This is a genomic window from Ruegeria sp. D6, assembly GCF_056534365.1.
Genome location: NZ_JBQFPH010000001.1, coordinates 163,338 through 179,266, shown reverse-complemented (window position 1 = coordinate 179,266; position 15,929 = coordinate 163,338). Strand labels below are relative to the sequence as shown.

Below are 15,929 nucleotides of genomic sequence, written 5' to 3'. Positions count from 1 at the left end.
GATGACTCAGGCCCCGTTTCGCCCGTTTGAAAGCGTTCTTCCGAAGGATGAAGCGCTTGCTGTACTGAAGGCTGCAACTGATGGCGCCGAGGATGGGGAACTGTTCGTAGAACGGCGCAAATCCGAATCTTTGGTGTTTGATGACGGTCGATTACGCACGGCCTCTTACGACGCTTCCGAGGGATTCGGTCTTCGCGCGGTGCAGGGTGAAGTGGCTGGATACGCGCATTCAACGGATGTTTCGATTCCCTCTCTGAAGCGTGCAGCCGAAACCGCGCGGTTGGCGGTCGGCGATGGTGGTGGGACGCTGGCCGGGCCACCACGTGCCACCAATACCAGGTTATATACCGATGAAGACCCGATCGAATCCGCCGCCTTCCCGGTCAAAATCGAGACACTGCGCGAGATAGACGCTTTTACCCGTGATCTGGATTCCCGGGTTGTGCAAGTCAGCGCCACGATTGCCGCTGCAGTGCAGGAGGTCGAGATTCTTCGCCCCGATGGTGTGCAGGTGCGCGATATACGCCCGATGACCCGCCTGAACATCTCGGTTATCGTAGAACAGAACGGCAGGCGCGAAAGCGGCTCTGCCGGAGGTGGCGGACGTGTTGGGCTGGATGGCTTGATCGATCCCTCAGACTGGCAAGATAAGGCGCGTGAGGCTCTGCGGATCGCGATGGTCAATCTGGATGCCGTCCCTGCACCTGCCGGCGTGATGGAAGTCGCGTTGGGCCCCGGATGGCCCGGCATTCTGTTGCACGAGGCCATCGGCCACGGGCTTGAAGGTGATTTCAACCGCAAGGGCAGTTCCGCTTTTGCCGGGCTGATGGGGCAGCAGATCGCTTCGAAAGGTGTAACAGTCGTGGATGATGGGACGATTGCAGACCGACGCGGTTCGATATCAATGGATGACGAGGGTACACCCAGTTCGCGTACAGTTCTGATCGAGGATGGAATCCTCACCGGATATATGCAGGACCGACAGAACGCACGCCTGATGGGCGTTTCTCCAACCGGGAACGGCCGGCGTCAAAGCTATGCCCATAAACCGATGCCGCGCATGACCAACACAATCATGTTGGGTGGCGATGCCGATCCGGCCTCGTTGGTGGCAGATATCAAAGACGGTATCTGGGCTGTGGGCTTCGGCGGTGGCCAGGTCGACATCACCAACGGCAAGTTCGTGTTCTCCTGCACCGAGGCATATCGTGTCGAGAACGGCAAGATCGGCGCTCCGGTCAAAGGCGCGACGCTGATTGGCGACGGCCCCTCGGCGCTAAAACGCATTCGGGGACTGGGCAATGACATGGCGCTGGATCCCGGCATGGGCACATGTGGCAAGGATGGGCAATGGGTGCCGGTCGGTGTCGGCCAACCTACCGTTTTGATGGATGGGCTGACTGTGGGCGGCTCTGCCACCTGAGTCGGCTCAAAAGAAGAATCAAGGCGCGAAGGGTTAACACACTACCCTTCGCGTCAAATCAAAAACTCATCCATGGACTATGTGTGCCAAGAAAATTCGCACGAATTTTCTTTCTTTCAATGACATAATCATCTCTCCGAGGGATGGGTTCGAAAAATACTGATCTAATTTTCTAAGATTCACAGGCTGTTAACCCGCTGCACCGTAAACCAGTTTTGCAATCAGGCGGAGCATCGGATGACCGAAGAGCAGCTTTCTTCCAATCACCCCCCACTCCCACCCACCACGGAAGAGGACCGGTTTTCCTGGCTCCGTCTGTTGCGCTCACGCAAAGTAGGGCCGGCAACATTCCGGCGCTTATTGCGCGAACATGGCTCGGCGCAGAACGCGCTGGCCGCGTTGCCGGAAATGGCGCGCGCTGCCGGGATCGAGGATTATGAAATCTGCCCGCCCGGCGTAATTGAGGCGGAGCTCAAGGCCGCAAAGGTCGCCAAAGCGCAGCTTTTGTGCCTTGGGGCCGCCGATTACCCTTACGCGTTATGTGACCTTTCGGATGCGCCCCCGATGCTTTGGGCAATCGGCGATCCGTCGATCTTGAAACGCCGGGCAATTGCCATGGTCGGGGCACGGAACTGTTCTTCGCTGGGCGCGCGCATGGCGCGGGCGTTGGCGACGGATCTGGGTAAGCAAGACTATGTCGTGGTCTCGGGGCTTGCCCGCGGCATCGACACCTCGGCGCACTTCGCCGCATTGGCGACCGGTACTGTGGCAGTGTTGGCAGGTGGGGTTGATGTGATCTATCCGGCCGAAAATGCCGATCTGGCGCGAGATATCGCAGACACCGGACTTCGTCTGTCTGAACAACCGATGGGCACAACGCCTCAGGCACGACATTTTCCGCGCCGCAATCGCATTATCTCGGGTCTGGCGCAGGCAGTGGTCGTTGTCGAGGCCGCGGCGAAATCCGGCAGCTTGATCACCGCGCGGGACGCCCTGGACCAAGGGCGCGAGGTTCTGGCCGTGCCCGGCCATCCCTTTGACGCCCGCGCGGCAGGATGCAATCTGCTGATCCGAGACGGGGCTATACTCGTCCGCAATGCAGAAGACGTGATTGATGCTTTGCCCAAGCAACAGCTACAATCCTCCGCCCAACAAATCCTACCCCTTGGACCCGAGGCAGACACAGCCGAAATCACGCCCCAAGCCTTGCACGAGGCGATTCTGACTCGACTTGGCCCATCTCCGATCGCGGAAGACCAGTTGATCCGGGACATCGCTGCATCTGCGGGCGAAGTCGGCCCTGTGTTGGTCGATCTGGAGCTTGAGGGCAAGATTCAGCGGCAACCAGGCGGCCTGCTGTCACTTTGCGCCTAAGTTACCGAATGGATTCGACACCTGATTCCGCGAGCGGTGCGGCCAGAACCGGCTTGAATTCAGAGTATTTTTAGTAGTGAAAACGAACGCATTGACAATTCGATCTTGCCCCACACATTTTGCACGGTCATACAAAGCGCAAAATCCGTCGAGCGAGGATTCCTCTTAAATGCCCGTAGTTGTTGTAGAATCTCCGGCCAAAGCAAAAACGATCAATAAATATCTTGGCCCCGACTACACCGTTTTGGCCTCATATGGCCATGTGCGGGACCTGCCGCCGAAGGATGGGTCGGTCGATCCCGAGCATGAATTTTCAATGAAATGGGAGGTCGGCAATGACAGCCGTAAGCATGTCAAGGCGATCGCCGACGCTCTGAAAGAAGACAACGCACTGATCCTCGCGACCGACCCTGATCGAGAAGGCGAGGCAATCAGCTGGCACCTCCAAGAAGCGCTGACCAAGCGGCGTTCGATCAAGAAGGACACGCCAGTCAGCCGCGTGACGTTCAACGCGATCACCAAGGACGCCGTGACCGAGGCGATGCAGAACCCGCGTGAGGTCGATATGCCGCTGGTCGAGGCCTATCTGGCCCGCCGCGCGCTGGACTATCTGGTAGGGTTCAACCTGTCGCCCGTTCTGTGGCGCAAACTGCCGGGTGCCCGTTCAGCGGGGCGCGTGCAATCGGTCTGCCTGCGCCTCATCGTCGAACGCGAGATGGAGATCGAAGCCTTCAAGCCGGTCGAATACTGGTCGGTCAAAGCTGTGTTCGAGACGCCTAGGGGACAAACCTACGAGGCGCGTCTAGTCACGCTGGCAGGCAAGAAACTGGACAAGCACGATCTAGCGAATGCAACGCAAGCCGAACTGGCGGTTCAGGCGATCACCAGCCGTGATCTGAGCGTGACATCGGTCGAGGCCAAGCCTGCCGCGCGCAACCCCTCTGCCCCGTTCATGACGTCGACCTTGCAGCAAGAAGCCAGCCGCAAGTTCGGCATGGGTGCACGCCATGCGATGCAGGTGGCCCAGCGGCTGTATGAGGCCGGATACATTACCTACATGCGAACCGACGGTATCGACATGGCCCCCGAGGCCGTGGCGGCAGCGCGCGATGCAATCGCCGACCGTTATGGTGCGGAATACGTGCCAGACAGCCCGCGCATGTACAAAAACAAGGCCAAGAACGCTCAGGAAGCACACGAGTGTATTCGCCCGACAGATATGTCGCGCGATGCCAAGGCGCTGAAGGTGACCGATGAGGATCAGCGCAAGCTTTATGATCTGATCTGGAAACGCACCATTGCCTGCCAGATGGCTGCCGCACGGCTTGAACGCACGACTGTCGAGATTACCAGCGCGGACGGTCAGGTTGGCCTGCGCGCCACCGGTCAGGTGGTGCTGTTCGATGGCTTCATGCGCGTTTACGAAGAAGGCCGCGATGACGTGGTCGACGATGACGACAAGCGCTTGCCACAGATCATGCAGGGCGATCCCGCACGTTTTGCCAAGACCTCGCTGCGTGATCAGTTTGCCAAGGCCACCGCCGACTCGGAAAAGGCCGCCATTCTGGCCGAGAACGAATCCGTTCTGGCGCTGCAGCATCACACCCAACCGCCGCCGCGCTATACAGAGGCGACGCTGGTCAAACGGATGGAAGAGCTGGGGATCGGGCGTCCGTCGACCTATGCCTCGATTGTCACCACGATTCAGGATCGTGAATATGTACGTAAAGACAAGAATCGGCTGATCCCCGAAGAAAAGGGCCGGATCGTCACCATCTTCCTGCTGAATTTCTTTCGCCAGTATGTGGGCTACGAGTTCACCGCCAATCTGGAAGAAGAGCTTGACGACGTCAGCGCAGGTGAACGCGACTATAAGGATCTGCTGGGAAAGTTCTGGCGCGATTTCTCTGCCGCGATTGGTGAGACATCGGAGCTGCGTATCTCGGAAGTGCTGGACAAGCTGGACGAAGCGCTGGCACCGCAGCTGTATCCGCCGCGTGAAGATGGCTCGGACCCGCGCATTTGCCCGAAATGCGGTGTTGGCCAGTTACATCTGAAAACTTCGCGCACCGGCGGGTTTGTCGGTTGTGGCAACTATCCTGAGTGCACTTATACCCGTCCGATCGCTGGTGAGGGCGCGGAAGGTGACGAGCGTTTGCTGGGCGAAGATGCGGGCGATGAGATCTGGCTGAAATCCGGTCGCTTTGGGCCATATGTCCAGCGTGGAGAGCCCACGCCTGAGAACAAGAAGCCTCCTCGTGCGTCCCTGCCCCGTGGCTGGAGCAAAGACGACATGGATCTGGAGAAAGCTCTGACGCTTCTGTCCTTGCCCCGTCAGATCGGCGAGCACCCCGAAGGTGGCATGATCAGTTCGAACTTTGGTCGCTTTGGACCTTATCTAATGCATCAGTTGGCCGACGAGGCAAAGCCTGTCTACGCCAACCTCAAAGACCCGAACGATGTGTTTGAGATCGGCATGAACCGCGCCGTCGAACTGTTGGCCGAAAAACGCGCCAATCCAGGTCGCGGACGTCGGGCGGCCGCGAAGCCGCTGAAAGAGCTGGGCGACCATCCCGATGGCGGCGCGATGCAGGTACTGGACGGGCGCTATGGACCGTATGTGAAATGGGAAAAGGTCAACGCGACGATCCCCAAAGACATCAAACCCGAGGATGTGACCCAGGTAATGGCCATCGAACTGGTCAATGAACGCGCGGCCAAGAAAGGCACAAAGAAAAAGGCAGCCCCCAAGAAGAAAGCTGCTGCCAAGAAGACCACCAAGAAAGCAAGTTAGGTAGAAATACCACCTGCCCCTTGGATTCGTTGACTTCCCCGTGACGTGGCGGCACAAATCGGCCCAACACCATGTCATTGGGGGAGTTTTCCATGAAGAAAATCTATGACAATGCCTATGAGGCGCTCGATGGGGTGATATCGGACGGCATGCTGATCGCTGCGGGCGGCTTTGGGCTGTGCGGTATCCCGGAAATGCTGCTTGAAGCGATCAAGGCCTCAGGCGCGAAGGACCTGACGTTTGCCTCAAACAACGCAGGTGTGGATGATTTTGGCATCGGCATCCTGCTGCAAACCAAGCAGGTCAAAAAGATGATCAGCTCTTACGTTGGGGAAAACGCCGAATTCATGCGCCAGTATCTCAGTGGAGAACTGGAGCTGGAATTCAATCCACAAGGCACACTGGCCGAGCGGATGCGGGCCGGTGGCGCTGGCATCCCCGGGTTTTACACCAAGACGGGCGTGGGAACGGTGATCGCTGAAGGCAAAGAGCACAAGGACTTCAACGGCGAGATCTATATCATGGAGGAAGGCATCTTCGCCGACCTCGCGATCGTAAAGGCGTGGAAAGCCGATGACACCGGGAACCTCGTGTTCCGCAAGACCGCCCGCAACTTTAACGTGCCCGCAGCGACTTGCGGCAAGATTTGTGTGGCTGAGGTTGAAGAAATCGTCCCGCGCGGCTCGCTGGACCCGGATGGCATCCACCTGCCCGGCATCTATGTGCATCGCATTATCCAAGGCAGCCACGAAAAGCGCATCGAACAGCGCACCACCCGCAAGAAGGAGGACGCATAATGCCCTGGGATCGCAATCAGATGGCCGCACGTGCGGCAGAAGAGCTGGAAGACGGCATGTATGTGAACCTCGGCATCGGTATTCCGACGCTGGTAGCGAACTATGTAGGGGACAAGGACATCACCCTACAGTCCGAAAACGGTATGCTGGGCATGGGGCCTTTCCCGTTTGAGGGCGAGGAAGACGCTGACCTGATCAACGCAGGCAAGCAAACGATTACCGAACTGTCCCGCACCTCTTACTTCGATAGCGCGACCTCGTTCGCCATGATCCGAGGCGGTAAGATCGCTGCTGCGATTTTGGGTGCGATGGAAGTGGACGAGAAAGGAGACCTGGCCAACTGGATGATCCCCGGCAAGCTGGTCAAAGGTATGGGCGGTGCGATGGATCTGGTCGCTGGCGTTGGTCGCGTGATTGTAGTGATGGATCACACCAACAAGCATGGTGATTCAAAAGTGCTGAAGGAATGCACGCTGCCTCTGACTGGCCAGGGCGTTGTGGATCGCATCATCACCAATCTGGGTGTTCTGGATGTCGTCGAAGGTGGCCTGAAGATCGTCGAACTGGCCGACGGCGTCAGCGAGGACGAGATGCGAGGAGCGACTCAGGCAACAATCGTAGATTGACCTCAGGCCAATGATTCATAAGGCCCGCTGCGACGCGGGCCTTTTTTAGTTCGAAGTCTGAAAAATGCAGGGGTCCGAAACGAACTGCGGTGTTGTTGTACAAAGAGCACTCGCGACCTGAAACGCGGCCAGAACCTTGGGCACGTAGTCTCTGGTCTCGGCATAAGGTGGCACACCACTATGCTTGCGCACGGCCCCTTCGCCGGCATTGTAACCTGCCAGTACGAGAATCGGGTCATTGTCGAACTCGTTCATGAGCCAATGCAGGTATTTGACCCCACCTTCGATATTCTGTTCAGGTTTCAGGCTGTCCTCTACCCCAAAACGTTCGGCGGTAGCTGGCATCAATTGCATCAAGCCCTGCGCCCCGGCAGAACTGACAGCCTGTGTGCGGCCCGCAGATTCTACCGAGATAACGGCTAGGACAAGTGCGGGTGAGACATTCGTCCCTACGGTCGAACGTAGAATATCCACCCCTCGCTTTTCTGCGATGTCTTGCAAGGTCTGCAGACGCGGCGCCGCGACACCCGTGGCAGTAAGCGCTTGAACGGCCTCTCTCAGCCTACCTGCGCTGGCCTGCGCCAGATCGGGGGATACCCGGCTCCAGAATGCTTTATAAGAGCCAACTGGCTTGGTCGCCCCCGCAATCTTCTGAGGAACCGATGGGGGCGGCTTTGCGATAGCGGCAATCTCAGGCACTTCCAGCTTGGCGCCAGTGCTGGGGGCTGATGGTGATGCTGCATGTTGTTCGGGCGTGATCTGAATCGTCACGCGCGGACGTGTCCCCGGTTTCGGGGCCTTTATGCGCTTATAGACGCCGCGCGGCTCGGTTTCGGTTGCAGTGACAGGAATCGCACCCGCCATCAGAAACACCGCTGCACCGGCGCATAATACTGCGTCCCGGAAATACATTTGCCTGCCTCGATTTCTTATCTTTTGAAGCATTTTGAACATCATAACGGCCCGCAACACCAGAAAAACCAAGCGAATTGGGGCAATTTCGCCTCAATTGCCGCCATTTTGCATCGCCCACACAACGGAAGTACAAAAAAGGTGTGATTTTTTCTATTTATTTTCAATTAGTTACTAAATTCACCAACAAAAAATTAAGCTTTGAGCAAAAAAATATTGGTTTGGCCCAATTCCTGCCACGCACAGGGGTCAAACATATATCCATACCGAGACGATCGGGAGCGGACTGAGAGAGAAAGCTCTGAAAGACGCCGAGGTTAATTAATTTTTGATCCTTTAGGAGGGACATAACATGATCAAGTTCATCAAGAACTTCCGCAAAGACGAAGACGGCGCCGTAACTGTAGACTGGGTCGTTCTGACCGCAGCTGTTGTTGGCCTGGCAGCCGTTGCTTACAACCAGATCCACAATGGTGCCAGCAGCCTGGCAGGCAACATCGATGACGCTCTGGGTTCGGTAACTGTGACAGTTCCGGATACCGATTAATCTGTTATCGGTCTAGCATAACAACTTGGGGCCATGTCTTTACTCAAAGGCGTGGCCCCTTTGTTTTCAGAAGAGAGCGATCCGGTATAGTCCAATGTTAAAAAGAGTACATAGTTTCCGAACCGATGAGACCGGCGCGATAACCGTAGACTGGGTGGTTTTAACTGCTGCAATCGCAGGTCTCGCCGCAATAATCTACTTCATCCTGAGCCAAGGACTTCTAACAGCGGGACAGCCGATCGCAAATGTAGAAGTAGAAGAGATGGTCTTTGAGTAGCGCGGGCCCATTCCCATTTACTAGCGAGACGGCAACCCTGCGAATAAACGTATTTTCTACCAAAAATTACCGGGATTGTCCGCTTTTTCGACACAATTGAAAAATATCTTGGATCCTGAATCGATGTGACTTCAAGAGTCGCGGTCTACGGAAAATAAAGAGGGACAAATGCGAGCTGTTTTTGGACTTGTTCTTATCATCGGGGTCGCGTTGGCCGGTGGTGCTGTCTATATGGCACGCGAATACATCACGGACAATCAGGCCAAACTTGCTCAGGAACGCAAGTTGCGCGAAGAGGCGCTTGCCAATGCGCAGGCGGGCATTGTCCCGACAGTAGGCGTTTTGGTTTCGAATCGCTCCTTCAAATACGGCGAACGTTTGAACCAGGAAGATATCCGCGTCGTTCAGTGGCCAGAGGATGCGATTCCCGAGGGTGCCTTCGTGGACATGACAACCCTATTCCCGGAAATCAAAAACAATGAACGATTCGTTCTCCGCGCGATGGAGAAAGACGAAGCGATTATGGAAGTCAAAGTCACCAATCCAGGCGAGACTGCTGGCCTCAGGTCACAATTGCCCAAGGGAATGCGCGCATTTGCGATAAGCGTTGACGTGGCATCTGGCGTATCGGGCTTTTTGCGCCCGGGCGATACGGTGGACGTATATTGGACCGGCTCATTACGTGGCACCAGCGATTCTGGCCGCGGTGAGATTACTCGTTTGGTACTGACGAACATCGAATTGGTCGCTGTTGATCAATCGGCGGGACTGGATGTAACCGGCACAACCATTGCTCGCACGGTCACAGTTGCAGCGACGCCACAACAGATCGCCGCTTTGGCGCAGGCTCAGAACACGGGTCGCATGTCGCTGGCACTGGTTGGCGCTCAAGATGACAAGGTGGCAGAGGTGGTTGAAGTCGATCAGCAGTCTTTGCTTGGCATTGAAGAGAGGGCCCCGGCCCCCGTCGCAGCTCCGGAGAAGGTCTGCACAATCCGCACCCGTCGTGGTGGCGAGACGGTAGAGACCCCAATTCCCTGCACAAACTAACTAAGTTTCAGACCTTTACGAGACAAAGACCGCGCATTTTGCGCGGTCTCTTTCTTTGTGTTGTTGCGCATAATCCACATAAGGAACTTTCCAGAAACCATTGATTATTGCAATAAATCTGGTTCTGTCGCAGGGTTTCATAGCATAGGGCATAAGACCCAAAAAAAATCGAGTGGTGATCGGAGAGGCAGGTCACATGACAATACGTTCCTGGATCAGCGCAACCCTGCTGGGGTTGTCGCTAGTTGTGAGCCCAATCGGCGATGCCGCTTGGGCCCAAAATCTTCGCGTGGTTAAAAAGGGTACAGCGGAAACGCTGGATGTCCCCGTAAATCGCGCAATCGTGGTGGAAAGCGAACAACCGTTCGCAGACATCAGCATTGCCAATGCAGGCATAGCGGATATTTCGACCCTGTCGGACCGCACTATCTATGTTCTCGGTCGGGCACCGGGTACAACCACCCTGACAATGTTCGACGGCGCGGGTAATCTGATTACCAACGTGCGTGTGCGTGTTTCCCCTGATGTTTCGGAATTCAAAGAACGCTTGCGTCAGATTCTTCCCAGTGAGCGAATCGAGGTTCGGACCGCCAATGATGGGATCGTCTTGTCGGGAACAGTTTCCAGCAGTGCCAAACTGGCGCGTGCGCTTGAGTTGGCAGAACGGTATGCCCCTGAACGTGTATCGAACCTGATGAATGTCGGTGGCGTGCAGCAGGTCATGCTGAAAGTGCGCTTTGCGGAAATGAACCGCTCTGTAGCCAAAAACTTGTCGGCATCGTTGGGCTTTGGCGGTGGCGACACCACTGCGGGCTTCAATTCCTTGAATAACCAGGGCGCACTGAACAACGCACTGGCGAACAACATCCCGTTTGTTCAGACAAATTCCGGTGCCATTCTCTTCGGTTTCGGCGCGGGGTCGACACAGGTTAGACTGCTTTTGGAAGCCCTTGAAACCAAGGGTTTGGTTCGCAGCTTGGCAGAACCGAATCTTTCTGCACTGTCTGGCCAAGAGGCGGAGTTCCTTGCCGGTGGTGAGGTGCCAATCCCAGTACCCCAAGGCGACGGTGTTGTTGCGATCGAGTATCGTCAGTTTGGCGTACAGCTCCTGTTTGTTCCGCGCGTCGTCGATGGCAACCTGATCAACCTGGAACTGGGTGCATCAGTATCGAGCATCGACCAGAGTGCGAACTTCACGATCAACGGCGACAATGTTCCCAGCTTCATCACGCGTCAAACCCGGACAACCATCGAGTTGCGCGACGGTGAGAGCTTTGCCATTGCAGGCCTAATCCAGGATGATTTCACGGATCTGAACAGCCAGGTTCCCTGGCTTGGCGATGTGCCTGTATTGGGCGCGTTGTTCAGGAGCGCTCAGTATCAGCGTGAGCAGAGTGAATTGATCATCATCATTACCGCGCATCTGGTGTCGCCCACTCGTGGCGAGGCGCTTGCCCTGCCGACCGATCGTGTGAAACCGCCCAGCGAGTTCGATCTGTTCGTAAACGGCAAGATCTCTCGGACTGAACGCGCCGGAAATGGTGCAGCCTCTGAAGTTGCCAATCAGGATTTTGGCACCTCTTACGGCTACGTGCTGGACTGATAGAGAGGATAGAACCAATGGAAAAGTGGATCATCACACTGGGTCTTTCGGTTGCTGTCGCCGGTTGTACACGCGAGGCCGGGTACGAAATCGATCAGGGCACGTTTGGTAACGCTACACTGAACAACATTCAGGTCATGAATGGTGAGTTGACGTATGGCCAAATCCTCGCGCGGCGTTTCGCTGCCGAGGTGCCAACACAGATCAACTTTGCCTTCGATAGCGCGCAATTGGACGCTTCGGCGCAACGAATCCTGTTGCAGCAGGCGGCCTGGATCAAACAGTTCCCCGAGGCGCGGTTCCGTGTCTATGGGCACACGGATGCCGTTGGCTCTGAGGCATATAACAAGCGATTGGGCCAGCGCCGCGCCAATGCCGCCGTTGCATTCCTGACACGACAAGGAATATCGCGTTCACGGTTGGAAGCCGTTGTTTCCTTTGGCAAATCCAGGCCGTTGGTTGCCACCCAAGATCGGGATCGACGCAATCGGCGGACAGTGACCGAGGTATCCGGCTTCTTCGACCGGCATCCAAATATTCTAGATGGAAAATATGCGGACGTGATCTATCGCGAATACATCTCAAGCGCGATCCCGATAAGCGATATCCAACGGCAAGAAGACGCCGGTGGTACCAGCGACTAATAAATAGGAAATGGGCGGCATTGTCGCCCATTTCCCTACAATTGGTTCTTTTGCGCCCAATTCTTGCCTAACTTCCAAGCCACTTTGTGAACAATTGGGTGACCTGCGGCCAAAATCGACCGCATCGGGCGACAGCATACCAGAACTGAATCTTCTCGCGTTCAAATGGTTTGCTCAGCCCTCTCGATGAGGATTGTGTTAATGACGAGCGCGACGCCGCAAGACGATAATAACGCCATTTTGGCCTGCACCATCAGCCGTGATGTCCAGAACTTCGACCTTTTGATCGAGGATATGGAAGCTGCGCTGGGCGAACGCTGGGGTGATCTTGGATTTGCCGAAGCGCTTGCGTTCTTTAGCCAACCTGAAGCCAAGACGCTTCAATTTGTAGCGCTGGCGCTGGACGGCGATGATGAAGACAACCTGACACTGATGGGTGAGATCATCACTCAGGCCAAGGAAAAAGGCATCAAGGTTGTCTTGATCGCCGAGGATGTCACCCCTGCCGCATTGCATCAGCTGCTACGCAGAGGTGCGGACGAGTTTGTCCCCTACCCGCTTCCCGAAAATGAACTTCAGGAAGCAATCGATCGTATGCAACAACCCGATCCGGTTGTGGCACCACAAGCAGCGCCCACTGCGACGAACGGCTCCTCGAAAGAAGGGGCGCTTTTTGTCGTGCAGGGCCTGGCAGGTGGTGTCGGTTCTACAACCATGGCGGTCAATCTGGCATGGGAACTTGCAACGGTTTCAGCCAAAGAAGCCCCGAAAGTGTGCCTGATCGATCTGGATCTGCAATACGGCACTGTTTCGACCTATTTGGACCTGCCTCGTCATGAAGCCGTGTTCGAAATGCTCTCAGACACGGATTCGATGGACGAAGACTCTTTCGGACAGGCGCTCCAGACGTTTGAAGAGAAGCTGCAAGTTCTAACAGCACCATCTGACATGGTGCCGCTGGACATCATCACGCCTGAGGACATTCAGCGAGTGATCGACACCGCACGCGCGAATTTTGATTATGTCGTCATAGACATGCCAAAAACACTTGTTCACTGGTCAGAAACGGTTCTGCAGGCCGCCCATGTCTATTTTGCCTTGCTCGAGCTGGATATGCGCTCGGCCCAGAATGCATTGCGTCTGAAACGGGCACTGCAGGCCGAGGAATTACCCTTCAACAAACTGCGGTTTGCTATGAATCGGGCTCCGAAATTTACCGATCTCAACGGTAAAAGCCGGGTTAAACGTATGGGCGAAAGTCTGGGTATTTCCATTGATCTGCTTCTGCCCGATGGCGGCAAACCCGTCATGCAAAGCGGCGACCACGGTTTACCGCTGGCAAATTCAGCGGCCAAGAACCCACTGCGCCGGGAAATCGCCAAATTGGCTCAATCGCTTCATAGCCTTGGCAGCAGTGACGCCGAAGCCGCATAACTCAAAGGGGAGCTGCCGTGTTTTCAAGATACAAAAAACAGCCTTCGGCGCAGCCGGTTGAAACCCAGGCGTCGAAAGTCGAGGCCCCGGCAGCGGCAGCTGCGGCACCAGCTGCCAACGCAATTGCGCGCAAGCCGGTCAAGAAAAAGGCAGCAGAAGTTGTTGGAAACGACAAGGAACGCAAACGCAAGGAACGGCTGGGCGAAATCAAGCTTGAGCTGCACCGCGAGCTTCTTGAAAACCTGAACCTCGCAGCCCTTGAAAAAGCTGAAGAATCCGAGCTGCGGACAGAAATCAGCGCGATTGCCAGCGAAGTTCTGGAAGCCCGCAACATCGTTCTGAACCGTGAAGACCGCAGCCAGCTGAACAAAGAGCTTTATGACGAGGTCACCGGTCTCGGGCCGCTGGAAGCGCTGCTACAAGACGACTCGGTCAACGATATTCTGGTCAACGGCCCCCAGCAGATTTTTGTCGAACGGGCCGGTAAGCTTGAGATCAGCGACATCACGTTCAAAGACGAAAAGCACCTGATGCGGATCATCGACAAGATCGTTTCTGCCGTTGGTCGCCGTGTCGATGAATCCAACCCGTATGTTGACGCCCGCTTGGCTGATGGCTCACGTTTCAATGCGATGGTGCCGCCGATCGCGGTGGATGGTTCGCTTGTTTCCATTCGTAAGTTTAAGAAAGACAAGCTCGGCATCGACGATCTGGTCAATTTCGGTGCGTTTACCGAAGAAATGGCAGCCTATCTGCAAGCCGCCGTGTCGACTCGTCTGAATATCATTGTTTCGGGCGGTACCGGTTCCGGTAAAACGACAACGCTGAACGCGCTGTCGAGCTTTATCGACGACGCCGAGCGCATTCTGACCATTGAGGATACCGCGGAACTTCAGCTGCAGCAGACCCATGTGGGTCGGATGGAAAGCCGTCCGCCCAACGTTGAAGGCAAAGGCGAGGTCAGTCCACGCGATTGTTTGAAAAACGCCCTGCGGATGCGCCCCGACCGCATCATCGTGGGCGAGACCCGTGGCGCCGAAGTGATCGATATGCTGCAGGCCATGAATACCGGCCACGACGGATCAATGACCACGATCCACGCGAACTCGGCCCGTGACGGTATCTCGCGTCTTGAAAACATGATCGCCATGGCGGGGATCGAAATGCCGATCAAAGCGGTCCGCAGCCAGATCTCGTCGGCTGTGAATCTGATCGTTCAGGCCAGCCGTCTGCAGGATGGTTCGCGCCGGATGACATCAATCACCGAAATTACCGGCATGGAAGGTGACGTCATCTCGATGCAGGAAATATTTAAATTTCAACGTGTTGGCCTGACCCCCGACAACAAGATCATCGGTCATTTCACCGCCACAGGTGTGCGCAGCCACTATTCCGAGCGCTTCCGTCTGTGGGGCTTCGATCTGCCCGCCTCGATCTACGATCCAACCACGATGTAGGAGAACCAAGATATGCAACTGCCTGTCGAGGCGCTCATCTACATCGTGATTTTCGTCGGGGTCTTTGCCCTGGTCGAAGGTATCTATCTCGTCGCATTCGGAAAATCGATCAGCCTGAACAGCCGCGTCAATCGCAGGCTGGACATGATCGATAAGGGCGTCGGGCGCGAGCAAGTACTGGAGCAGCTGCGCAAGGAAATGCAGCAGCACATGAAGTCGCAGAGCATACCGCTCTACTCGCTATTGGCAGACAAGGCGCAGAAGGCGGCGATCGCCTTCTCTCCTCGGCAGTTGATTGTGATCATGGCACTGGTTTCAGGGCTGGCTTTTGTAGGTTTGAGCGTAGGAACAGCGACCGAACCGACGCTTCGGGCGGCTCTATCGGTCGCGATCGGGGTCGGAGCGGTGTACGCTTGGGTCAATAACAAAGCCAATAAACGTATGGCCTTGATTGAAGAACAATTGCCCGACGCGGTGGAACTGATGGTTCGGTCACTTCGTGTCGGAAACCCATTTGTTTCTTCGATCCAAATCGTTGCTAACGAGGTCGAGGACCCCCTTGCGACAGAGTTCGGTGTTATCTCGGATGAATCCGCTTATGGCCGGGATGTCGGTGAAGCACTCAAAGATATGGCAGAGCGGCTGGACATGCAGGATTTACGGTTTTTGGCCGTCGCCGTTTCGATCCAGCAGCAATCGGGGGGTAACCTTGCCGATATTTTGGCTGGATTGGCCAAGGTGATCCGCGCGCGTTTCCGACTGTTCCGCCGGGTGAACGCTATCACCGCCGAAGCCAAATGGTCAGGTAAATTCCTGTCGGGTTTCCCGGTCGCCTGTCTTCTGTTCATCATGGTTAAGGACCCGAACTACTACGACGCCGTAATCGACGATCCGCTTTTCATTCCGGCATGTTTCTTTGTCGGCATCACGCTGACCCTGAACCTGATCGTCATGCGTATCCTGACCGACATTAAGGTTTAAGAGGCCCAAA

General features: G+C 55.9%; 13 protein-coding genes. 12 read left to right on the top strand and 1 reads right to left on the bottom strand.

What is annotated here, in order from left to right; all coding sequences use genetic code 11:
- The first annotated feature begins 1 nt into the window (after position 1).
- The 5 genes from tldD (at position 2) to ACR0A1_RS00820 (ending at position 7,014) form a co-directional block, all read left to right on the top strand.
- Positions 2-1,423, top strand: coding sequence for a metalloprotease TldD (tldD, locus tag ACR0A1_RS00840; protein ID WP_170424283.1), 1,422 nt, complete (start codon positions 2-4; stop codon positions 1,421-1,423).
- A gap of 237 nt (positions 1,424-1,660) precedes the next feature.
- A complete protein-coding gene (gene dprA, locus ACR0A1_RS00835; RefSeq protein ID WP_480865868.1) occupies positions 1,661-2,797 on the top strand; it encodes a DNA-processing protein DprA in 1,137 nt (378 codons plus the stop codon).
- Positions 2,798-2,966: 169 nt separating this feature from the next.
- Positions 2,967-5,591: a type I DNA topoisomerase gene (gene topA / locus ACR0A1_RS00830; protein ID WP_480705564.1), complete on the top strand. Its 2,625-nt coding sequence runs from the start codon at positions 2,967-2,969 to the stop codon at positions 5,589-5,591.
- Positions 5,592-5,683: 92 nt separating this feature from the next.
- The gene (locus ACR0A1_RS00825) at positions 5,684-6,388 is read left to right on the top strand and encodes a CoA transferase subunit A (protein WP_480865866.1); all 705 of its coding nucleotides are present in this window, start codon (positions 5,684-5,686) and stop codon (positions 6,386-6,388) included.
- Positions 6,388-7,014 (top strand): 3-oxoacid CoA-transferase subunit B, encoded by a 627-nt coding sequence (locus tag ACR0A1_RS00820; RefSeq protein ID WP_170397333.1) that lies wholly within the window; start codon positions 6,388-6,390, stop codon positions 7,012-7,014. Before ACR0A1_RS00825 ends, ACR0A1_RS00820 begins: the two co-directional genes overlap by 1 nt.
- 45 nt (positions 7,015-7,059) lie before the next feature.
- On the opposite strand, the gene ACR0A1_RS00815 is transcribed toward ACR0A1_RS00820, so the two are convergent.
- A complete protein-coding gene (locus tag ACR0A1_RS00815; protein ID WP_170511416.1) occupies positions 7,060-7,926 on the bottom strand; it encodes a transglycosylase SLT domain-containing protein in 867 nt (288 codons plus the stop codon).
- Positions 7,927-8,278: 352 nt separating this feature from the next.
- Between ACR0A1_RS00815 and ACR0A1_RS00810 the strand changes: the two genes are divergently transcribed.
- The 7 genes from ACR0A1_RS00810 to ACR0A1_RS00780 all read left to right on the top strand — a co-directional run bounded on the left by ACR0A1_RS00810 (position 8,279) and on the right by ACR0A1_RS00780 (position 15,919).
- Positions 8,279-8,473, top strand: a complete 195-nt coding sequence (locus ACR0A1_RS00810; protein ID WP_170511390.1) for a hypothetical protein — start codon at positions 8,279-8,281, stop codon at positions 8,471-8,473.
- 445 nt (positions 8,474-8,918) lie between these two features.
- A complete protein-coding gene (cpaB, locus tag ACR0A1_RS00805) occupies positions 8,919-9,800 on the top strand; it encodes a Flp pilus assembly protein CpaB (RefSeq protein WP_170424295.1) in 882 nt (293 codons plus the stop codon).
- Positions 9,801-9,996: 196 nt separating this feature from the next.
- Positions 9,997-11,403 carry a type II and III secretion system protein family protein gene (locus ACR0A1_RS00800; protein WP_170397343.1) on the top strand — a complete coding sequence of 469 codons (1,407 nt, stop codon included), beginning with the start codon at positions 9,997-9,999 and terminating at the stop codon, positions 11,401-11,403.
- 17 nt (positions 11,404-11,420) lie between these two features.
- Positions 11,421-12,047 carry an OmpA family protein gene (locus ACR0A1_RS00795; RefSeq protein WP_170397345.1) on the top strand — a complete coding sequence of 209 codons (627 nt, stop codon included), beginning with the start codon at positions 11,421-11,423 and terminating at the stop codon, positions 12,045-12,047.
- A gap of 201 nt (positions 12,048-12,248) precedes the next feature.
- Positions 12,249-13,481 (top strand): CpaE/TadZ family protein, encoded by a 1,233-nt coding sequence (locus ACR0A1_RS00790; RefSeq protein WP_170424297.1) that lies wholly within the window; start codon positions 12,249-12,251, stop codon positions 13,479-13,481.
- A gap of 17 nt (positions 13,482-13,498) precedes the next feature.
- The gene (locus tag ACR0A1_RS00785; RefSeq protein ID WP_170397349.1) at positions 13,499-14,938 is read left to right on the top strand and encodes a TadA family conjugal transfer-associated ATPase; all 1,440 of its coding nucleotides are present in this window, start codon (positions 13,499-13,501) and stop codon (positions 14,936-14,938) included.
- A 12-nt stretch (positions 14,939-14,950) separates the two neighbouring features.
- Positions 14,951-15,919, top strand: a complete 969-nt coding sequence (locus ACR0A1_RS00780; RefSeq protein WP_170397358.1) for a type II secretion system F family protein — start codon at positions 14,951-14,953, stop codon at positions 15,917-15,919.
- Positions 15,920-15,929 lie beyond the last annotated feature (10 nt).